The 19971-nt window shown below is 67.5% G+C and carries 24 protein-coding genes and 1 pseudogene; 15 read left to right on the forward strand and 10 right to left on the reverse strand.

The genetic code is table 11. The features are described 5' to 3' along the window. Window positions 1-47: 47 nt before the first annotated feature. Window positions 48-902 (reverse strand): hypothetical protein, encoded by an 855-nt coding sequence (locus ASE02_RS05455; protein WP_056731939.1) that lies wholly within the window; start codon window positions 900-902, stop codon window positions 48-50. A 260-nt stretch (window positions 903-1162) separates the two neighbouring features. Here ASE02_RS05455 and ASE02_RS22230 point away from each other — a divergent pair, with 260 nt between their 5' ends. Further along, the gene (locus tag ASE02_RS22230; RefSeq protein WP_156405915.1) at window positions 1163-1402 is read left to right on the forward strand and encodes a hypothetical protein; all 240 of its coding nucleotides are present in this window, start codon (window positions 1163-1165) and stop codon (window positions 1400-1402) included. A 271-nt stretch (window positions 1403-1673) separates the two neighbouring features. On the opposite strand, the gene hisI is transcribed toward ASE02_RS22230, so the two are convergent. Then, window positions 1674-2072, reverse strand: a complete 399-nt coding sequence (gene hisI / locus ASE02_RS05460; protein ID WP_056732007.1) for a phosphoribosyl-AMP cyclohydrolase — start codon at window positions 2070-2072, stop codon at window positions 1674-1676. Between the two features lie 107 nt (window positions 2073-2179). Between hisI and ASE02_RS05465 the strand changes: the two genes are divergently transcribed. Then, window positions 2180-3373 (forward strand): serine hydrolase, encoded by a 1194-nt coding sequence (locus ASE02_RS05465; RefSeq protein WP_056731941.1) that lies wholly within the window; start codon window positions 2180-2182, stop codon window positions 3371-3373. A gap of 13 nt (window positions 3374-3386) precedes the next feature. On the opposite strand, the gene folE is transcribed toward ASE02_RS05465, so the two are convergent. Further along, complete coding sequence (folE, locus tag ASE02_RS05470; protein ID WP_056731943.1) at window positions 3387-4019, reverse strand: GTP cyclohydrolase I FolE; 633 nt, start codon at window positions 4017-4019, stop codon at window positions 3387-3389. A gap of 146 nt (window positions 4020-4165) precedes the next feature. Between folE and cysS the strand changes: the two genes are divergently transcribed. From cysS to ASE02_RS05495, 6 genes are read left to right on the forward strand one after another with little or no spacing between them, the layout of a single operon-like run. Then, window positions 4166-5605 (forward strand): cysteine--tRNA ligase, encoded by a 1440-nt coding sequence (gene cysS / locus ASE02_RS05475; protein ID WP_056731945.1) that lies wholly within the window; start codon window positions 4166-4168, stop codon window positions 5603-5605. Continuing rightward, window positions 5605-6162, forward strand: coding sequence for an SRPBCC domain-containing protein (locus tag ASE02_RS05480; protein ID WP_235536617.1), 558 nt, complete (start codon window positions 5605-5607; stop codon window positions 6160-6162). The genes cysS and ASE02_RS05480 overlap by 1 nt, the downstream gene beginning before the upstream one ends. Then, window positions 6159-6608, forward strand: a complete 450-nt coding sequence (locus ASE02_RS05485) for an iron-sulfur cluster assembly scaffold protein (protein WP_056731947.1) — start codon at window positions 6159-6161, stop codon at window positions 6606-6608. The genes ASE02_RS05480 and ASE02_RS05485 overlap by 4 nt, the downstream gene beginning before the upstream one ends. Window positions 6609-6664: 56 nt before the next feature. Continuing rightward, the gene (yidD, locus tag ASE02_RS21945; RefSeq protein ID WP_082601884.1) at window positions 6665-6940 is read left to right on the forward strand and encodes a membrane protein insertion efficiency factor YidD; all 276 of its coding nucleotides are present in this window, start codon (window positions 6665-6667) and stop codon (window positions 6938-6940) included. Next, the gene (gene thrS, locus ASE02_RS05490; RefSeq protein ID WP_056731948.1) at window positions 6937-8922 is read left to right on the forward strand and encodes a threonine--tRNA ligase; all 1986 of its coding nucleotides are present in this window, start codon (window positions 6937-6939) and stop codon (window positions 8920-8922) included. Before yidD ends, thrS begins: the two co-directional genes overlap by 4 nt. Continuing rightward, complete coding sequence (locus tag ASE02_RS05495) at window positions 8919-9857, forward strand: glycosyltransferase family 2 protein (protein WP_082601885.1); 939 nt, start codon at window positions 8919-8921, stop codon at window positions 9855-9857. The genes thrS and ASE02_RS05495 overlap by 4 nt, the downstream gene beginning before the upstream one ends. A 183-nt stretch (window positions 9858-10040) precedes the next feature. Here ASE02_RS05495 and ASE02_RS05500 read toward each other — a convergent pair whose 3' ends face one another. Together ASE02_RS05500 and ASE02_RS05505 are read right to left on the reverse strand one after the other, a co-directional pair. Further along, window positions 10041-10940: a hydroxymethylglutaryl-CoA lyase gene (locus tag ASE02_RS05500; protein ID WP_056731950.1), complete on the reverse strand. Its 900-nt coding sequence runs from the start codon at window positions 10938-10940 to the stop codon at window positions 10041-10043. Further along, window positions 10937-12610 (reverse strand): glycosyltransferase family 39 protein, encoded by a 1674-nt coding sequence (locus tag ASE02_RS05505; RefSeq protein WP_056731951.1) that lies wholly within the window; start codon window positions 12608-12610, stop codon window positions 10937-10939. The genes ASE02_RS05500 and ASE02_RS05505 overlap by 4 nt, the downstream gene beginning before the upstream one ends. 49 nt (window positions 12611-12659) lie before the next feature. Between ASE02_RS05505 and ASE02_RS05510 the strand changes: the two genes are divergently transcribed. From ASE02_RS05510 to ASE02_RS05520, 3 genes are all read left to right on the forward strand, one after another. Next, window positions 12660-13388: a glycosyltransferase family 2 protein gene (locus ASE02_RS05510; protein ID WP_056731953.1), complete on the forward strand. Its 729-nt coding sequence runs from the start codon at window positions 12660-12662 to the stop codon at window positions 13386-13388. A gap of 70 nt (window positions 13389-13458) precedes the next feature. Further along, complete coding sequence (locus ASE02_RS05515) at window positions 13459-13887, forward strand: hypothetical protein (RefSeq protein WP_056731956.1); 429 nt, start codon at window positions 13459-13461, stop codon at window positions 13885-13887. Window positions 13888-14032: 145 nt separating this feature from the next. Continuing rightward, complete coding sequence (locus ASE02_RS05520) at window positions 14033-14347, forward strand: helix-turn-helix domain-containing protein (RefSeq protein WP_056731957.1); 315 nt, start codon at window positions 14033-14035, stop codon at window positions 14345-14347. A gap of 18 nt (window positions 14348-14365) precedes the next feature. Here ASE02_RS05520 and ASE02_RS05525 read toward each other — a convergent pair whose 3' ends face one another. The 4 genes and pseudogenes from ASE02_RS05525 to ASE02_RS22870 all read right to left on the reverse strand — a co-directional run. Continuing rightward, window positions 14366-14794 carry a GNAT family N-acetyltransferase gene (locus tag ASE02_RS05525; protein WP_056731960.1) on the reverse strand — a complete coding sequence of 143 codons (429 nt, stop codon included), beginning with the start codon at window positions 14792-14794 and terminating at the stop codon, window positions 14366-14368. A 158-nt stretch (window positions 14795-14952) separates the two neighbouring features. After that, window positions 14953-15282 (reverse strand): hypothetical protein, encoded by a 330-nt coding sequence (locus ASE02_RS05530; RefSeq protein ID WP_056731962.1) that lies wholly within the window; start codon window positions 15280-15282, stop codon window positions 14953-14955. Window positions 15283-15314: 32 nt separating this feature from the next. Beyond that, window positions 15315-15690, reverse strand: a 376-nt coding sequence (locus ASE02_RS05535; protein ID WP_369818523.1) for a PHB accumulation regulatory domain-containing protein, incomplete at its 5' end; no start/stop codon positions are given. 1 nt (window position 15691) lies between these two features. Next, window positions 15692-15854, reverse strand: a pseudogene (locus ASE02_RS22870) (polyhydroxyalkanoate synthesis regulator DNA-binding domain-containing protein); the annotation flags it as partial. A 178-nt stretch (window positions 15855-16032) separates the two neighbouring features. Between ASE02_RS22870 and ASE02_RS05540 the strand changes: the two are divergent. From ASE02_RS05540 to ASE02_RS05550, 3 genes are read left to right on the forward strand one after another with little or no spacing between them, the layout of a single operon-like run. Next, a complete protein-coding gene (locus tag ASE02_RS05540) occupies window positions 16033-17208 on the forward strand; it encodes an acetyl-CoA C-acetyltransferase (RefSeq protein ID WP_056731967.1) in 1176 nt (391 codons plus the stop codon). A 60-nt stretch (window positions 17209-17268) separates the two neighbouring features. Then, a complete protein-coding gene (locus tag ASE02_RS05545) occupies window positions 17269-17994 on the forward strand; it encodes a beta-ketoacyl-ACP reductase (RefSeq protein ID WP_056731969.1) in 726 nt (241 codons plus the stop codon). A gap of 52 nt (window positions 17995-18046) precedes the next feature. Next, window positions 18047-18817 (forward strand): DUF4908 domain-containing protein, encoded by a 771-nt coding sequence (locus ASE02_RS05550; protein WP_056731970.1) that lies wholly within the window; start codon window positions 18047-18049, stop codon window positions 18815-18817. A 64-nt stretch (window positions 18818-18881) separates the two neighbouring features. Here the strand turns inward: ASE02_RS05550 and ASE02_RS05555 are convergent, their stop codons facing one another. Beyond that, window positions 18882-19211, reverse strand: a complete 330-nt coding sequence (locus tag ASE02_RS05555) for a UrcA family protein (protein ID WP_056731972.1) — start codon at window positions 19209-19211, stop codon at window positions 18882-18884. Between the two features lie 289 nt (window positions 19212-19500). On the opposite strand from ASE02_RS05555, the gene ASE02_RS05560 reads away from it, so the two are divergent. After that, entirely contained in the window at window positions 19501-19968 is a 468-nt protein-coding gene (locus ASE02_RS05560; protein ID WP_056732014.1) for a (2Fe-2S)-binding protein, read from the forward strand. Window positions 19969-19971: the final 3 nt, after the last annotated feature.

The following is a 19971-nucleotide window of genomic DNA, read 5'->3' on the forward strand; positions in this document are numbered from 1 at the left end:
GTCGAGGCTTTCCGGGGCGAGGTCGTCATCCTCGATCGTTGGTTGGCTCACCCTTGCAGGTGTCCGCCGGAGCTCAGGCCCTTCGACAGGCTGTTGGCCCAGCTCGACAGCAGGAACAGTTCGCCTGCGCCGGCCTCGAAGGCGGTGGGGCCGATATCGCGGATCAGGTGCTTGCGCATGGCCTCGGGTGCGGTCTCTTCAGTGGCGGCGGTGTCGAGCCTTAGCAGTTCGGCGCAGTGTTCGTCATCGGCCTCGATGTCGCCGGTCAGGTCGCCGACCCGCTCCAACACCACCGGATAGGCCGAGGGCGTGCGCGCGGCGTTCAGGGCCGCCGCCAGGATCAGGCCGTCGAGTTGCATCGCCTTGTGCAGGGCCACGCCGTTGAAGATCAGGAACACCGGGGTCTGGCCGACGGTGTCGAACAGGATGGCGAACACCTGGCCCTCGACCGGCAGCAGCCAGCCGTCGAACAGCAGCCCCGATCCGCCCATCTGGAACCGCAGCAGGCCGTCGGCGCCACAACGGATCATGCCGTAGTCGTGGAAGATCTCGCCCGGCATGGCGATCGAGGGGCGGGTGCTGCGCCAGAAGCCCTCATAGGTCGCCGCCCGGCGCTCGGTCATCAGCCGCACCAGGTCCATGCCCGGCAGGGGCAGGCCGCTCTGCGCGCCGTTCGGCTTGGGCGCTGGGATCGGCGCGGCGGCGGGCTCGACCCCGAAGACATGGGCCAGCCCGTCCAGGTCGCGGTCCCAGTCCAGCATGGTGAAACCGCTGCGCTTGCCGGCCACCAGCTTGGTCAGGTTCTCAAGATTGTGCGACGACGGCGTCACCGCGCCGGAGGCCCACCGGCCGACCAGGGACTTGTCGACGCCGAGATCGGCGGCCAGCCGTCCCCGGCTCATCGAAAGCGCCTTCAGGACAAGGTCAAGCTTTTCAGAGAAGGGCGTTGCGAGATGCATAACGTCGTTATGATTCCACACCTGCCCTGAAATGCAACCTTGCATGCAACTGTTGCGCGCTGGAATGCAACGGTTGCATGCCTGGGCGCCGGGGTTGCGCAGGCCGTCGACCGCCGCTGCAACTCCGCATCGAACATTGTTCTCCGTAAACCTCCCGCCAACAAAAACGGCCGTCGAACGCGCCGTGGAGGAGGCCCAGGACGATGAACTATCTCACGCTCGGATTCTCGATCGTCTCGTTCCTCGCCGCCGGCCTGATCGCCCTCACCGCGCCCGCCCATCCGGGGCTGGACGGCCAGAGCGAACCTATTCCGGGCCTGATGCTCGGCGCGACGACATCGATGCATGGGGCCGCGGGGGCCTGTGCGTCCACGAGTAGTCAGAGCTGCGAAGCCGGTCCCCGATCCGGAACGTCAGATGGCGGAAGAGCAGCTTTGCGGTGATCCGGGTCCCCCATGACGGCGGATCACCACGACCGGAGGCGGTGACCACGTGAACCCACCATGGCGGCTCGGGCCGGATGGTTGGTCACCGACCTCTGCGTCGGATCGCCGGCTCGCGCCGCGGCCGACGAAACTGAACGCTCATCCCGGCGAGGGTCGGGATCTCGCGGGGTCTGGGGGCTCCGCCCCGCCGATGCTCGGAACACGGCGGCTCACGTCCCGGCCTTCACCCGGATGAGCGGGGTTGGTGACGAGGTGTTGGACTCTGAACCTAGGGACGCTCGACCAGCTTGCCGTCCTCGACCACCCGGTAGAAGCACGAGCGGAAGCCGACGTGGCAGGCGCCGCCGTCGCCTTGCGGCAGGACCTTCAGCCAGACGCAGTCCTGGTCGCAGTCGATGCGCATCTCGACGATCTTCTGCACCTGGCCCGAGGTGTCGCCCTTGTGCCAGAGCTCGCCGCGCGAGCGGCTGAAATAGACCGCCTCGCCAAGTTCGATGGTCCGGGCCAGGGCCTCGGCGTTCATCCAGGCGAACATCAGCACCTCGCCGGTGCCGGCGTGGGTGGCCACGGCGGCGATCAGGCCACCTGCGTCGAACCGGGGGGACAGGACCTCGCCGCGCTCTAGCGCGTCCTTGGTCGGGGCGGTGGGAAAGCTCGCTTGCGTCATGGAGCGCATATGGCGCGCAGACCGGGGTTCGCGCTAGCCTCCGCGCCATTCTATGGCCCCGGTTTCCCGCCAATCGGGTGTGTTTTCAACGCCGCGCGAGCCGCCTCATGACGCCTGACCGCCGATCCCTGCTGCTGGCCGCCGCCGGCGCCCTTGTCCTGCCGGGGAGCGCCCTGGCGGCGCGCAGGAAGCCCGCAGTGGTGAGGTGCAAGGGCCGGGTGAACTATGCCGGGCCGCCGCTGCGGGGCCAGTTCGGGGACTGGCAATTCGAGGCGGCCGCCAAGGCCGGCGCCTCGCGCCTGGCGCCGGTGATCAGCGACAGCCTCGAGAGCGCTTTCGAGAAGGCGGCGGGGGCGATGAAGGCCAGCGCCCTGACCGCAGCCCTGGCCACCGCCGACGGTGGGATCTGGACCCAGACCCTGACGTCTTCGCGGGACGCGGCGCACCCGACCTCGTTCTTCTGGGCCAGCGTCGGCAAGGCCTATACGGCGACCGCGATCCTGCAGCTGGTGGAGGAGGGCAAGCTCAGCCTCGACGCGCCGCTCAGCCGCTGGGCGCCGCAGATGCCGGGCGCGGCCTGGATCACGGTGGAGGATCTGCTGGCCCATACCAGCGGGCTCTACAGCTTCCAGGCCGATCCGGGCCTGCGCGCCGAGCCGGGCTACAAGCCGCCCGAGCGGCTGTTGGCGGTGGGCGCGGCGGGGGCTCCGGCCTTCTGCCCCGGCGGCGGCTGGTCCTACAGCAACACCGGCTACGTCCTGCTGGGCAAGATCATCGAGGCGCTGGACGGGCGGCCCTATCACGAGGCCCTGACCCAGCGTGTCGTTACGCGGCTGGACCTGCGCGAGACCACCGTGCTGGCGCCGCGTCAGGTGTTGCAGGGCATGGCCGCGCTGGCGGTGAGCGCCGACACCGATGGCGCCAGCGACGACGTCACCACGCCCTATGCGGCCGGCGGCGTAGCGGCCTCGGCGGCGGACGTGGTGCGGTTCTGGCGGGCGCTGCTGGCCAATCGGCTGCACAAGGCCGAGATGACCCGTCGCCGCTTCGCGCGGCTCTATCCGATGACGGGGGTGGGGCCGGGCTACTACGGCCTCGGCGTCATGGTCAGCGACCTGTCGGCCGTCGATCCGAAGGCAAGCGACACCTGGCTCGGCCATGCCGGCGGCTTGCCGGGGGCCAAGGCGGTGGTCGCCTATTCACTGGACAAGCAGGCCTATGTGGCCGTGGCGCTGACCGGCGAGGGTTCGCCCGAGGCCACCGCCAACCTGCTGCTGTCAGGCCTTCCGAAGAAGGCCTGACCGGGCAGGCGAACTAGCGCTTGTTCACGAAGTCCAGGAACCGCTGACGCAGGGTCGCGTCGGTCTTGAACACGCCGGTGAACTGCGTGGTGATGGTGGTCACGTGGCGGTGGTGGACGCCGCGGGTGGTCATGCACTGGTGGGCGGCGTCGATCAGGACGGCGACGCCGGCCGGGCGCAGGCTGTCGGTGATGGCGTCAGCGATCTGCTGGGTCATCGTTTCCTGGGTCTGCAGGCGGCGCGCATAGATCTCGACGACCTTGGCCAGCTTGGAGATGCCGACGACGCGGTTGGTCGGCATATAGGCCACGTAGGCCTTGCCCAGGAACGGCGCCATGTGGTGTTCGCAGTGGCTCTCCACCTCGATCTCGCGCAGCATGACGATGTCGTCATAGCCCTGCACGTCTTCGAAGGTGCGCGAGAGTTCCTTGGCGGGATCGAGCTTGTAGCCCTCGAACCATTCGCCATAGGCGTCGACGACCCGCTTGGGGGTGTCGATCACGCCTTCGCGGCGGGGATCATCGCCGGCCCACGCGATCAGCGTGCGCACAGCGTCCATAGCCTCTTCGCGCGATGGGCGCTTCACGGCTTCAAGATCAAGACCGGGCGTGCCGATCAGGGTTCGGTCGCGACTAGGAGCGTCCATGATGAGCGGTTCTTTCCGGGGCCTGAGTTGCGCCGGGACGAGGGTCCCGGAAATGACGCGTGCCNTATGGGGCCAACACCTTTGACGGCAACCGTTACCCAGCGTCAGTTTTCTATAAGAGCTGCGCAGTTTTCATAAAGAACCCGATGGCCCTGACCCTTTACGACACCATGGCGCGCGAGAAGCGGCCCTTCGTTCCCACCGATCCGAAGCGGGTGACGATGTATGTCTGCGGTCCGACGGTCTACAATTACGCCCACATCGGCAACGCTCGGCCGGTGGTGGTTTTCGACGTGCTGTTCCGGCTGCTGCGCCACGTTTATGGCGAAAAATCAGTGATCTACTCGGCCAACGTCACCGACGTGGACGACAAGATCAACGCCAAGGCCGCGGCCGAGGGCGTGCCGATCGACACGATCACCGACCGTTACCTGGCGATCTACAACGACGACATGGCCACGCTCGGCGCCCTGCGCCCGACGCTTCAGCCGCGCGCCACCCAGACCATGGACGCGATCATTGAAATGATCGGCCGCCTGGTGGCCAACAACGCCGCCTATGCGGCGGAAGGTCACGTGCTGTTCAACACCCAGGCCTATGGCGACTACGGCAAGCTGTCGCGCCAGCCGATGGACGACATGATCGCCGGGGCTCGCGTCGACGTCGCGCCGTACAAGCAGCATCCCGCCGATTTCGTGCTGTGGAAGCCCTCCAAGGACGGCGAGCCCGTCTGGGACAGCCCCTGGGGCGCGGGCCGGCCGGGCTGGCATATCGAATGCTCGGCGATGATCGAGCAGAGCCTTGGCCTGCCGATCGACATCCATGGCGGCGGCATCGACCTGCTGTTCCCACACCATGAGAACGAGATGGCCCAGGGCCTGTGCGCCGGCCACGACCACAGCGTCGGCTACGCCAAGTACTGGATGCATAACGGCTTCCTGAACATGGCCGCCGAGAAGATGTCCAAGAGCATCGGCAATGTGGCCCTGGTCCACGACCTGGTGCAGCAGGCGCCGGGCGAGGCCCTGCGCTGGGCCCTGCTGGTCGGCCACTATCGTGCGCCGCTGGAATGGACCGGCGAGCTGATCGAGCAGTCGCGCAAGGCGCTCGACCGGATCTACGGCGCCCTGCAGGACGCCAACCGCTTCCTGGCCTCGCACGGCGGCGTGCCGGACGAGACCGCCGACGACTGGCGCACCAACCGCCCGGCCGACAAGTTCATGACGGCGCTGAACGACGACCTCAACACGCCGGCCGCCTTCGCCGCCCTGTTCGAGCTGTCCGACCAGCTGCGCCTGGCGATCCGCAAGCAGTCGGAGGACGAGGTTCGGCTGGGCCGTCAGCTGCTGCTGGATTCCGCCAATCTGATCGGCTTCCTGCAGGCCGACCCGGAAGAATGGTTCCAGGGCGGGGTGGACGAGGCGCTGCGCGAGAAGGTCGACGCCCTGATCGCTCAACGCGTCGAGGCGCGCGCGACGAAGGATTGGGCCGCGGCCGACCGCATCCGTGACGAGCTCACCGCGTTGAATGTAGAGGTCATGGACGGCCCGACCGGCGCGACCTGGCGGATCAAGGAAGCGGTCTGATGCTTGGCCCAAAGGCGCAGAAAGCCTCGATGTTCACCCCCGCCAAGGGGTTCACCTTCAACACCACCTCGGCGGCGGCTGGACCGAGCGGCCTGCGGGTCGAGCACCGCATTGGCATCCAGGCGCCTCCCGAGGTGATCTGGGAGATCCTCTACGACATCGAGCATTGGGCCGATTGGAACCCGCTCTATGTGCAGGCCAAGGGTCAGGTCCGGATCGGCGCCGAACTGGAGCTGACCATGGTGCTCGGCGACGGAGCGCCGAGCGTGATCAAGCCGGTGGTGCTGGAATGGGTGCCCAACGACCAGATCCACTGGCGGCTGAAGATGATGGGCGGCCTGGTCGCGACGACCCGGTTCCTGGAGATCGAGCAGCTGGAAGGCGCGGGCTGCATCTTCTCGAACGGCGAGATCTTCGGCGGTCTGCTGGGCCCGACCGTCGCCAAGCGGATGGGCCGTAAGGTCTATCGCGGCTTCCAGGCGATGAACGAGGCGCTGAAGGCGCGCGCCGAGGCGGCATGGCATGCGCAGGGCGGCGCGCCTACATCAGCCTCATGATCGACGATCTCTATTCGGCGAAACTCCTGAAGCTCGCGGCGAACATGCCGCGCGCCGGGCGCCTGGCCGCGCCCGACGCCAGTTCGGAGAAAGTGTCCAAGCTGTGCGGCAGCCGGGTGACCGTCGACGTGGTCGTCGAAGGCGACCGCGTCGCCGATTTCGCCCAGGATGTTAAGGCCTGCGCGCTGGGCCAGGCCTCGGCTTCAGTACTGGGCGAGCATGTGCTGGGCGCCAGCCTGGCGGAGATCGAGATGGCTCGAGATCAGTTCCGTGCTATGTTGAAGCAAGGCGCAGATGCGCCTGTTGGACGTTTCGCGGATCTCTCGATGTTGGCCCCGGTGAAAGACTATCCCGCCCGCCACGCCTCTACGCTGCTTGCGTTCGAGGCCGCGGCGGAGGCTGTTCGCCGCGCCGTGGAACGAACTAGCCCCGCCGGCGCGGCTTGATCCTCAAGACCGCTAGGCGTAATCGCAGCGATTGAATCGCACGCCTGCGAGCCGGCATGACCCTTTATGAAACCTGTGTCCGTGGCGCACTTCGCGCCTACAAGCTGACGCTTTCGCCCCTGATCGGGCGCCAATGCCGGTTTCTTCCGAGCTGTTCGGAATATGCGGCGCAGGCCCTGATCCTTCACGGCCCCTGGCGCGGCTCTCTGCTCGCGACCGGACGGCTGTGCCGCTGTAATCCCTGGGGAGGCTCGGGCTACGACCCGGTCCCTCAACCGCGCGACAAGACCCCAGGCGGGTCGGCCTCGCGGACATGGACGTGTGAAACATGATCGACCTGATTTTCCCCGACGGTTCCCAGCGCCAGTTCGAAGACGGCGCCACGGGGCGAGACGTCGCCGCCTCCATCGCCAAGTCGCTGGAGAAACGCGCCGTGCTCATCAAGCTGGATGGGCAGCTCTACGACCTCGACCGCGCGCTGCCCGGCGGCGGCCAGTTCGAGATCCTGACGCGCGACAGCCCCGAAGCGCTCGACACCATCCGCCACGACGCCAGCCACATCATGGCCGAGGCGGTGCAGGAGTTGTTCCCCGGCACGCAGGTCACGATCGGCCCGGCCATCGAGGACGGCTTCTATTACGACTTCGCCCGCGAGACGCCCTTCAGCCTGGATGATCTGGCCAAGATCGAGCAGCGCATGAAGGAGATCGTCGATCGCGACGAGAAGATCGTGCGCGAGGTCTGGGACCGCCAGGAGGCCATCGCCCACTTCAAGTCCATCGGCGAAGCCTACAAGGCCGAGATCATCTCCGATCTGCCCGAAGGCGAGACGATCACGGTCTATCGCCAGGGCCAGTGGAAGGACCTGTGCCTGGGTCCGCACCTGCCCTCGACGAAGGCGGTGGGCAAGGCGTTCAAGCTGATGAAGCTGGCCGGCGCCTACTGGCGCGGCGACCATCGCAACGCCCAGCTTCAACGCATCTACGGCACGGCCTGGGCCAGCGAGGCCGACCTTGAGGCCCACCTGACGCGGTTGGAGGAAGCTGAGAAGCGCGACCACCGCAAGATCGGCCGGGCCATGGACCTCTTCCACCTGCAGGAAGAGGCCAAGGGGATGATCTTCTGGCACCCCAAGGGCTGGACGCTCTACCGCACGGTGGAGTCCTACATGCGCCGTCGCCTGGAGATCGACGGCTATGTCGAGGTCAAGGCGCCCCAGATCATGGACCGGGGTCTCTGGGAGAAGTCCGGACACTGGGAAAAGTTCGGCGCGAACATGTTCACGTGTGAAACGACGGAAGGCGAAGAGCTGGCCGTTAAACCGATGAACTGTCCGGGGCACGTCCAGATTTTCAACTTCGGCCAAAAGTCCTATCGCGACCTGCCGCTGCGGATGGCGGAGTTCGGCGCGTGCCACCGCTTCGAGCCCTCGGGCGCGTTGCACGGCATCATGCGCCTGCGCGCCTTCACGCAGGACGACGCCCACATCTTCTGCCGCGAAGACCAGATCGAGGAAGAGACGACGAAGTTCGTCCGCCTGCTGAACTCGGTCTATGCCGACTTCGGCCTGGAGCTGCACAGCGTGAAGCTGGCCCTGCGGCCCGATCTGCGGGCGGGTACGGACGAGGTCTGGGACATCGCCGAGGACAAGCTCGACCGCGCCGCCCGCCAGGCGGTGAACATGGAGGTCGAACGGCTGCCGGGCGAAGGCGCCTTCTACGGTCCGAAGCTGGAGTTCCACCTTTCCGACGCCATCGGCCGGACGTGGCAATGCGGCACGCTGCAACTCGACTTCGTGCTGCCCGAACGCCTGGACGCCGAATATGTCGTCGAGGACGGCTCCAAGCAGCGGCCGGTGATGCTGCACCGGGCCATCTGCGGCTCGATGGAGCGCTTCATCGGCGTGGTGATCGAAAACTATGCAGGCGCGTTCCCACTGTGGCTGGCGCCGACGCAGGTGGTGGTCGCCACAATTACGTCAGATGCGGATGATTATGCCTTGTCGGTGGCTCAAGAACTGAGCGCCGCGGGGCTCCGGGTCGAAACGGATCTGCGGAACGAGAAAATCAACTACAAGATTCGTGAACACAGCCTCGCGAAAACGCCGGTTATAGCTGTCGTTGGTCGTCGTGAAGCTGAAGAGGGCAAGGTGGCTTTGAGGCGTCTTGGGTCCGATGGACAAGAGATCCTGACGGTTGCAGAAGCCGTTAAGAGACTTGCCTTAGAGGCGAGTCCGCCGGATGTTACACGCCAGGCTGTGCTTCGCGGTGCTTCGTTCGAGCGCGGCTCGGTCGGGGTAAGGGAGGCTGGATGAACGGCATCGCCGCACCGATCGTTGCTTACGAACCGGCTCCGACACAGGATTTCCTGAAGCCACGCCGTAAAGTCTCCGTCGTCATGGTCGTCTACATGACCGGCGAGGCCTTGCAGCAGAGCGTCGAATGCGTGCTCGCCGACCCGCTGGTCGATGAGCTGGTGGTCGTCGACAATGGTTCAACCCGATTGGAAGCGGCGCGGCTGAAACGCCTCGCCGACGCCGATCGGCGGGTGCGGGTGATCCAGGGCCAGGGCAATGTCGGCTTTGCGCGCGGCGCCAATCTCGGCGCCCGATCGGCCGCCGGCGAGATCCTGGTCTTCCTCAATCCCGACGCCTTCCTGCAGCCGGGCTGCATCGCCGAACTGGTGCGCGCCATCGAAAGCCGCCCCGTCCCCTGCCTGGTCGGCGGGCGGGTGCTGAACGCCGACCGCACCGAACAGCGCGGCGCGCGGCGCGGCGACATCACGCCGGTGAGCGCCCTGCTCAGCCTCAGCCGCCTGGCCAAGCACGTCCCGGCCTGGCGTCAGTACGAGGTCCATTGGGAGACCGACGCCCCGCCGGAAGGCGTCGCGGCCGTGCCGACCATTTCGGGCGCCTGCTTCTGCATGCGGCGCGAGGATTTCGACGCCGTGCAGGGCTTCGACGAGGGCTACTTCCTGCATGTGGAGGACGTGGACCTGTGCTGGCGTGTGCGCCAGACCGGCGGCGTCGTCCTGTTCCAGCCCAAGGCCGAGGTGATCCACCTGGGCCACACCAGCCACGCCAGCCCGCTCAAGGTCGAGTTCCACAAGGGCGTCGGCCTGGCGCGGTATTTCCGCAAGCGCGCCGAGACGGTTCGCGAGACCCTGCTCGCCTGGTTGATCTCGCCGTTGATCGTCTGCACCGCCGTGGTCCGCCCGATGATGTGGCGGATCCGAGGCCGGGCGGCTTAGGGCCGCGGTCTAACCTCACTCAAGCTGTCATCCCGGAAGCTGCGAAGCGGCTGTCCGGGCCCCATGAACACCTGATCCTGCAAAGCGTGGCAAGGCCGCGCCATCTTCCGTGAGCGCGGCGCGAATAGGTCCCGGACAAGCGCTTCGCGCTTTCCGGGATGACAGGGGAATTGCAGGGCCCGCCTATTGCGGAAACACGCCCGCCCGGCTGACCGAGGCGGCGATGGGCTTGTCCAGCACGCCCGACATCCACTTGGCGGTCTCGATCAGGGCGCCGAGATCATAACTGGTCTCGAACCCGGCCCGCTCCAGCATGTAGACCAGGTCCTCGGTTCCGATATTGCCGGTGGCCTCCGGCGCGAACGGGCAGCCGCCCAGGCCGCCGCAGCTGGCGTCCAGGATGTCGACGCCGGCCTCGACGCCGGCGAAGGCGTTGGCCAGGCCGGTGTTGCGGGTGTCGTGGAAGTGCAGGCGCAGCGGAATGTCGCCGATCACTGCGCGGACCGCCTCGACGCGGCGGCGCACCGTCCAGGGGTCGGCGACCCCGATGGTGTCGGCCAAGGCGATCTCGGCGACCTTGGCGCTGGCGGCCTCGCGGGCCAGGGCGACGACGCGGTCCTGCGGCACCTCGCCGTCGAACGGGCAGCCGAAGGCCGTGGAGAAGGTGACGGAGATGGGCGGGCCGCCTTGCGCCTCGCGCCGTTCGGCGATGGCGTGCATGGCGGCGATCTGTTCGTCCACCGAGGCGCCCTGATTGCGGATGCCGAAGCCGTCGGACGAGCAGACCACGACATTGGCCTCATCGCAGCCGGCGGCCACCGTGCGCTCCCAGCCGCGCATGTTCAACACCAGGCCGATGCGCGAGAGCTTGGGGTTTTGCGTCAGGCCGGCCATCACCTCCTCGGCCCCGGCCATCTGCGGCACGCGGTTCGGATTGACGAAGGAGACCACCTCCATCCGCCGCGCGCCGGCGGCGTCCAGCCGGGAGATGAAGTCGAGCTTCTGGCCCACGTCCAGGATGGTTTTTTCGTTCTGCAGCCCGTCGCGCGGGCCGACTTCGACGATCTCGATGAAACGGCTCATGGTCCCTCAGATGGGATCGGGGCGTAGACACGTAAAGTCGTGTCGTCGCCGTTGGAGTAGTCCAGGCCCTCGATCTTGCCGATTTCGCGGGCCTTGACGCCGCTGGCCTTCAGGGTGGCTTCGAAGTGGGCCTGTTCGCGGCTTTCGACGACGGCGGGGCGCTGGTCGGCCAGGGCCTCGACAGCCTCGCCGACATCGCCCAAATCGGTGGGGGTGCCCAGCGCGAAGACCAGGCTGGGCTCGGCGTATCCGGCGACGGCCACCGGCGCGGGCGTGAAGCCCTGGCGCGGCAGCAGTTTGGCCTGCGCCAGGACGTCCTCGGTGCGCTTGGACAGCCACAAGGGCTCCAGGCGCGGCGCGAAGGCGCCGGCGAAGGCGCCGTGGCCGAGCACGGTGAGCGCGGCGGCCGCCACCAGCGCCTTGGTGGTCTCGCGCCGCCAGAGCAGATAGGCGCCGACCAGGCCGGCGGCGGCCAGCAGCAGGGCGGTGGCGATGGTGACGGGCATGTCGCTGGGATCGCCGTACTCGCCGTAGAGATAGAACACCGCCGCGCCGAGCGCCGTCCCGACCAGGGCGCAGAGCGCGACGCCGATCCAGCGGGCGACAGGACCCACCGCCTCACGCGTGACGGCGGCGGCCATCAGCCAGGCCAGGGCGCCATAGGTCGGCAGCGGATAGTGGACCAGCTTGGTCGGGGTGGCCTCGAAGACCAGGAAGGCGGGGATGAACCAGCAGAGGGCGAAGCGCACGCCAGGCTCGTTGCGCGCCCGCCAGCCCAGGGCCAGGGCGGCCGGCAGCAGCAGCGAGCCGGGGAAGATCAGCAGCGGCAGCAGCAGGGTGTGATAGCCGGGCGGGGCGCCGTGGCTTTCCTGGCCGCCGACCAGCTTGGGCGCGAAGTCGGCGCCGAAGGCGGTGGTCCAGAACCCGCCGTCGGTGGCGACGGTGACCGCCGCGGCCCAGGGGCCGACGATGGCGGCCATCAGGATCAGGCCCCAGATCCAGCCCATGCCCTTCAGCCAATCGGCCTTGCGATCCCAGGCCCACAGCGCCAGCGCCGTCAGGATCACGACCATCAGCCCGACCGGGCCCTTGACCAGGATCGACACCGACAGGCCCAGCCAGAACAGCAGCCGGGTCAGTCGCCCGGCCGGCGGGCCGTCGCGGGAGGCGGCGTAGATCCGCGCCATCGCCGCCAGGGCCAGGGTGGTGCTGCCGGCCAGCACCGCGTCGGTCTTGGCGATGAAGGCTTCGGTCGACAGCAGGAAGGTCGCGCCGAACAGGCCTCCGGCCAGCAGGCCGGTGCGGCCGCCGAAGAAGGCCATGGCGCCCCAGGCGCAGGCGGCGGCGGCCAGCATCGCGCCCAGCAGTGAGGGCAGGCGATAGGCCCAGATCTCTCGATCCTCGGCGGCGGAGAAGGTCGCGACGGCGCCAGCCTGCAGCCAGTGGATGCCCACCGGCTTCTTGAAGCGGGGCTGATCCTGGAACTTGATGACGACGAAGTCGCCGCTCTCCAGCATCTGGGCGGTGGCCTGGGCGAACCGGCTTTCGTCCCGGTCCAGCGGCGGCATGGCGAACACGCCGGGCAGACCTGCCAGGAATGCGATCAGGGCGGCGAGCGCGGGGGCGCGCCACCCTCGGCTGAAGCGGTCGATATAGGCCTCTAGACTCATGGTCTTGTTGATAGCACCCGCGCGCCGATTTTTCCGCTATGGAGGGATCATGGCCAAATCAACGCCCGACATCTCCGTGGTCGTCCCCGTCTTCGACGAGGAAGGCGCGGCGCCCGATCTCGCCCGCGAGATCGCCACGGCCTTCGCAGGCCGCGATTTCGAGATCGTCTTTGTCGACGACCACAGCCGCGACGGGACCCGCGCGGCGCTCACCGCGCTGAAGGCGGAGATCCCGCAACTGCGGGTGCTTACCCACGCCAAGAATTCCGGGCAGAGCCGGTCGATCCGCACCGGCGTCCTGGGCGCCCGCGGCGATGTGATCGTGACTTTGGACGGCGACGGCCAGAACGATCCGGCCGATGGGCCGGGGTTGGTGGACGCGCTGCTCGCAGGCCCCCCCGAACTGGTGCTGGTCGGCGGCGAGCGGGTGAAACGCCAGGACAGCTCGGCCAAGAAGTTCGCTTCGAAGTTCGGCAACGGCGTGCGCAAGCGCATGCTGAGGGACACCGCCAACGACACCGGTTGCGGGCTGAAGGCCTTCCGGCGCGACGCCTTCCTGCGGCTCCCGTACTTCGACCACATCCACCGCTACCTGCCGGCCTTGATGCTGCGCGAGGGCTATCAGGTCGATTTCAAGCCGGTGCACCATCGTCACCGCCAGACCGGCCAATCGAAATACACCAATCTCGGCCGGCTCTGGGCTTCGCTCTCGGACCTGCTCGGAGTGATGTGGTTGCAATCGCGCTCGCGCCTGCCGGGCCGGGTGGAAGAGCTCTGAGGGCCTGATCTTGTCGCGTCTGGCGAAGCAGCGGAGTCTTCTGCTCGATCCTCAAGGGGGAGGGGTTTCCATGTTCGCCGCCTTGCCGCTGCTGCTCCTGCCGGTGCTCGCCTACAATCTGGTCGCCCTGACCCTGGCCGGAGGCTTCTCCTCGCAGGAGGCCGCCATCCGGATGAGCGAGCCGATGTTCTCGATTGCGATGAACAACGCCGTCCAGTGGCCGGTGACCCTGGGCGACCTGATGCTGCTGGTCGGCCTGATCGTGCTGTTCATTGAACTGCTCAAATCGACGACCAGCCGGCGGACGGCGATCGTCAATCACGCCCTGTCGATGCTGTTGTTCGTGGCCTGCCTGGTGGAGTTCCTGCTGGCTCCGGCCTTTGCGACCTCGACCTTCTTCCTGCTGACGGTGATGGTGCTGCTGGACGTGTTGGCCGGCTTCATCGTCACCATCGTCTCGGCCCGCCGCGACGTCGATTTCGGGCAGGACGGGATCTAGAGGGGCGGTCTTAGGTGAGCGCGCTGAAGATGAGCGTCACGACGGCGACGTCGAACAGGCGGATGGCGATGGCGAACATGGGCGTCCCGTCGGCGATGGATTCACTTCCGGTTAAGCAAGACTGGCGCCAGAGCGGGCGGACCTGATGGCGTTGTTCTTCGACAGGTCGTGGTTCGAGGCCAAACTGGCCGAATGCTCGCTCAGCCAACGGGTGATGGCCGCCGCCGCCGGCATGAGCGAGGCGGATCTCGCCCTGGTCTTCAAGGATCAGCGGGAACTTTCCGCCGAGGAGGTGGGCATTTTCGCCGACCTGCTGGGCGTGCCCCCGGCGCAGATCGCCCACCATGCGGGGGTCTCGACTCCCGTGCCCGGCCAGGATGACCTGGCCGGCCGGCTGCTGGCCCTGGAAAAGAAAGTGGCGGCGCTGGAGGCCGAGATCGCGCGGTTGAGGGGGCGGTAGGCCCGCCCCCTCGCGCCGTCAGCTCTCAGGCAGCAGTTTCTGCATGAACACCCGCGGGAACATCGGCGGCGGGCCGTCGATCTGGCCAAACACGCTGAACCCTAGGCGCTCATAGAAGGCCCGGGCCTGGAAGGCGTAGGTGTCCAGCCACATCGAGCGGCAGCCGCGCGCGACGGCTTCGGCCTGCGCCTGAGCCATCAGCTGGGTTCCCAGGCCCTGGCCGCGCGCGCCCTCCGGGGCGACGACCAGGCCGATGTAGAACGATCCCCAGAGCGAGAGCGCCCAGAGACCGCCCAGCACCTTGTCGTCGTTCGGGGCGGTGATGGTCAGGGCGAAGGGCTCGCCCTGGGCGTTTCCGACCGCCTGCTGGTTAAAGGCCAGCAGCGGAGCCCAGATGGGCATGTAGGCGTCGTCGGGCGCGGCGGCCCGCCCAATCAAAAGGTCCATGATGATGTCCGAAGTCTGTGCGCCGCGCGGTGCGCGGCCATGAAGGGCGGCGGCATGGGGCATCGCGCCAGGGCGCGGGGCGCCTGGTTCCAGCTATCTGGGGACGTCCGCTAGCGCGGCGTCAGACTGCGACGAAACCCTTCATGGCGCTCAGCCTATCAGACGTCGGTCTTCGCCGTACCGCCCTTTGGGGCTCGGCGGTCGGCGGCCCCGGAATATTCGGTCTGATTGTAGACGGTGCGCGCGGTGTCGAGCGTTTCGCGGCCGCCGCGCAGCCCGCGTTTCTGGCCGTCCTGGCCCAGGACCTGGGCGGCGAAGACGGCGGCGACCCCGGCCGGCTGGGCGATCGCCGGCGTCGGCGCAGGCTCATAGATCGCCGGCACGCTGCGATCCTCGGTCTCGGGCGATTGCGCGCCGTCCGCGGCGCGGCGACGGCCGACACGGCGGACCTGGTTGGCCCTGCGGATAGGATCGATCGGGGAGCTCATGACGACGCGAGCCTACCAGCGGCCAGGTTAATCTAGCGTTTGGCCAGCTTCTCGATCTGCGCCTGCATCTCTTCCATCTGCTTCTTCAGGGCGTTCAGCGTCTCGTCTCCGGCCGGCGCCGGCTCGGCTGGCGCCTTGGGCGCCGCCGCAGGCTCTTCGCCGCGGTTGTAGGCGAACGGCGAGAACATCTTCATCGCACGATCGAACATGGCCAGGTTCTGGCGGATCTGTTCCTCGTAACCGCTGCCCAGCCCGCCGCCGGTCCCCAGCGTGGCGAACTGCGTACGCATCCGCTCCTGCTGCTCGGCGAAGGTGGCCAGCGACAGTTCCAGGTAGCTCGGCACGAAGGCCTGCATGGAATTGCCGTAGAAGCCGATCAGCTGCCGCAGGAATTGAATCGGCAGGAGGNCGTTGGTCTTGGCGTCATAGACGACGAAATCGACGCCTTGCTTCACCATTTCCGAGAGGTGCTCGAGCGTCACGTAGGACGACGAGGCGGTGTTGTAGAGCCGCCGGTTCGCATACTTCTTGATGACGACGCGAACGTCGCCGGATCCCTGGGTCTCGGCCATCCCACAATCCCTTATTAGGCCCGCCCCCCGTGGCGAGGCCTTACTCTTGCACCGCAGTATCGCGGATGCGAGCGACTTCGGAAAGCGGGCGTTCTGATCAGGCGAGTTGGTTGCACCCCCTTGCCCAAGCTCCGGGGTTTATCGATAGATGAAATCCCTAAATCTCCAGGAGCCCGCCATGAGCGACGTCGTCATCGTCTCCGCCGCCCGCACCCCGGTCGGATCGTTCAACGGGGCGCTTTCCAGCTTGCCCGCCCACGAGCTTGGCAAGATCGCCATCTTGGCCGCCATCGAGCGCGCCGGCATCACCGCCGCCGACGTCGGCGAGGTGATCATGGGCCAGGTGCTGCAGGCCGGCGCCGGCCAAGGCCCGGCCCGCCAGGCGGCGGTCAACGCCGGCATCCCGGTCGAGAGCCCGGCCTGGAGCCTGAACCAGCTTTGCGGGTCCGGGCTGCGCGCGGTCGCGCTCGGCGCCCAGCAGATCGCCGACGGCTCGGCCAGCGTGGTGATCGCCGGCGGCCAGGAGAGCATGAGCCAGTCGCCGCACGCCCAGAACCTGCGCGGCGGCCAGAAGATGGGCGACCTGGCCCTGATCGACACCATGATCAAGGACGGCCTGTGGGACGCCTTCCATGGCTATCACATGGGTCAGACCGCTGAGAACATCGCCAACCGCTGGCAGATCACCCGCGAGGACCAGGACGCCTTCGCCGTCGCCAGCCAGAACAAGGCCGAGGCCGCCCAGAAGGCCGGCAAGTTCGCCGGCGAGATCGCCCCGGTGACCATCAAGGGCCGCAAGGGCGATACGATTGTTGATCAGGACGAATACATCCGCCACGGCGCGACCCTCGACAGCGTCTCGGGCCTGCGCCCGGCCTTCGCCAAGGACGGCTCGGTCACCGCGGCCAATGCGTCCGGCCTCAATGACGGCGCCGCGGCCCTGGTGCTGATGAGCGCCGACGAGGCCGCCAAGCGCGGCCTGAAGCCCCTGGCCCGCATCGCCTCCTGGGCCAATGCCGGGGTGGACCCGGAAATCATGGGCACCGGCCCGATCCCGGCCAGCCGCAAGGCGCTGGAGAAGGCCGGCTGGAGCGTCGATGATCTGGATCTCATCGAGTCCAACGAGGCCTTCGCCGCCCAGTCGATCTGCGTGGTCCGCGACCTTGGCCTCGATCCGGCCAAGGTGAACGTCAACGGCGGAGCCATCGCCATCGGCCACCCGATCGGCGCCTCGGGTGCGCGGATTCTCACCACCCTCGTGCACGAAATGAAACGTTCGGGCGCTAAGAAGGGCCTGGCCACGCTGTGCGTCGGTGGCGGTATGGGCGTTGCCATGTGCGTCGAAGCAGTCTGACCATCTGAGTGGGAGCGCCGGAGCAACCGGCGCCCCGATTTTCAAACGGGAGGCGGCCCAATGGGCAGAGTAGCGTTCGTGACGGGTGGGACGCGCGGCATCGGCCGGGCGATCTGCGAGCGGTTGAAGAGCGACGGCTTCAAGGTCGCTGCTGGATATTCGGGTAACGAGGAAGCGGCCAAGGCCTGCGCCGACGAACTGGGCGTGATGGTCGTGAAGGGCAATGTCGGCAGTTTTGAAGACTGCCGCCGCGCGACCGAGGCGGTCAGCGCCGAACTCGGACCCATCGAGGTCCTGGTCAATAACGCCGGCATCACCCGCGACGGCGTGTTCCACAAGATGACGCCTGAGCAGTGGTCCGAGGTCATCCGGGTCAATATGGACTCGGTGTTCAACATGACCCGCCACGTGATCGAGGGCATGCGCGACCGCTCCTGGGGGCGGGTGATCAATATTTCGTCGATCAACGGCCAGAAGGGCCAGATGGGTCAGACCAACTATTCGGCCGCCAAGGCCGGGGTCATCGGTTTCACCAAGGCGTTGGCGCTGGAAAACGCGCGCAAGGGCGTGACTGTCAACTGCATCGCCCCCGGCTATATCGACACCGAGATGGTGCAAGCGGTGCCGGAAAACGTCCTGGCGGCCATCATCGGCCAGATCCCGGTCGGCCGGTTGGGCAAGGGCGAAGAGATCGCCGACATGGTCGCGTTCCTCGCCGGCGAGCATGCGGGCTATGTCACCGGGTCGACATTGTCGCTGAACGGTGGCCAGTACATGGCCGGCTAAGCTTGTTCGGGGTCCAAAAAGCGCCCCACTCAAAGGGCATCTGCCTATCTTGATGGGAAGCGAAAGACCGGCGTCAGCGTACCTGCCCCTCTTCGCCGCGGCGTTCGCCGCGGCGTTGAGCGTTGGCTATGCGCAACCCGCCGACGCCGCGCCCCAGACTCTGCGGGAAGGTTTGTTCGGCGATCGCCCGGCCCCTGGACGCCGCGCCAGCCCCCCCGTCGCGCGCTATGTCAGCCAGGAAGGCGAGGGGTTCGTCCTCGATCGCAGCCAGACCCGGGCCTTCATGAAGTTCGACGGCAGCCCCGAGGTCTGGGCGCTGCGTCCGCATCCGGCCCCGCGCGGCGACGTGATCTACAAGAACGATCTGGGCGAGCCGATGCTGCGGGCCACGCGGCTCGGCGGCCTGACCCTGTTCACGTCCGAGCGACCCGGCGGCTCGCCGGTCGCCCTGGCCGGCGGCGGAACCGCGCTGCGCCTGGCGCCGCTCAGTCCGCAGGTGCTGCTGGAGCGCATGGCCCAGGCCAGCGCCAAGGCCAGCCGCGCGGCGCGGCGCCTGATCCCCTTCGAAGCCGACGCCTCGCCGGACTCCTCGGCCGTCGTCGCCGACGCCGCGACCGTGGCCGCCGAGGCGGTGGCGCGTCTGTCACGCCTGCCCGACGGCCGCAGCCTGCTGGGCCGCCTGAAGAAGGTGAAGCTGATCGAGGGCAAGAAACCCGCCGCGACCCTCTCCGGCGGCGAGATGCGGATCACCGTGGCGCCCGACGACGGTCTTGCAGGCCGCCCGTCGTCCGACCGCATCATGCAGGCCGTGGCCTCCCGCTAGGGAGTGGCCACGAAAAAGCCCGCCACTGAGGGCGGGCCTTGGCGTCCGCGGTGGCGGATGAGACTTAGCGCTGGGCCAGGGTGGTGGCGCGGGCCGGCGACATCATCGCATTGCGGCCGGCCATGCTGTCGGCGACCTCGGCGCGGACGCCCTGGATGCAGGCGTAGCTGGGCAGGCGGCCTTGATTGACCGGATCGGCCTGGGCGCAGAACTCGCGGGCGGCGACGGCGATGCGCTGGTTCAGGATCTGGGCGCCCTGCGCGCTCGAGGTGTCGAGGTCCGAAACCTTCACGACCACCGGGGCGGCGTGGGCGCCGCTGGCGAGGGCGAGCATCGGGACGGTGGCGAGGGCGATGGTGGCGACGCCGGCGAGGGTGCTGCTGATCTTGAACATCTGAAATCTCCCAAATTCATCTGTAGTGGCTGGGGCGACCGCTGGGCCGCCGATGAGTGAGTGATAGCGTCGGGAGATCGCCGAAGTCTTGTGAAGTTGGTGTAATGACAGAGAATTAAAGAAGTTACCGAAATTACACTCAAAACATTACACGAAATTCAGGCTTTCTATTCTGTAATTAATCTTCCGGTTTGAGCCTCTCGCGGGTGAGTTCGATAGATTTCCTCCGCTTGCGGCATGACGCCCTGACCCCTTAGGATTTCGCAAAATCAATGGGAGGGCGGCTTTGATGGCCTTCAAGCTGAACGTGAACGGCAAGACGTTGTCGGCGGATGTCGACGGCGACACCCCGCTGCTCTGGGTCCTGCGCGATACGCTGGGCATTCTCGGCCCGAAGTACGGCTGCGGGATCGCTCAGTGCGGCGCCTGCACGGTGCATGTGGACGGCGCCCCGGTGCGCTCCTGCTCAATGCCGGTCGAGAGCCTGGGCGCGGCGAAGATCGTCACCATCGAGGGTGTCGGGGACAGCGCCGTGGGCAAGAAGGTGCAGGCCGCCTGGACCGAGCTCGACGTCGCCCAATGCGGCTACTGCCAGGCGGGCCAGATCATGTCGGCCACCGCCCTGCTGACCGCCAAGGCCAAGCCGACCGACGCCGATATCGACGAGGCGATGAGCGGCAACATCTGCCGCTGCGCCACCTACACCCGCATCCGGGCGGCGATAAAGCTGGCGTCCGGCCAGAAGACGGAGGCTTGAGAT

The sequence above is a fragment of the Phenylobacterium sp. Root700 genome (assembly GCF_001429025.1).
In the GTDB taxonomy this organism is placed as follows: domain Bacteria; phylum Pseudomonadota; class Alphaproteobacteria; order Caulobacterales; family Caulobacteraceae; genus Phenylobacterium.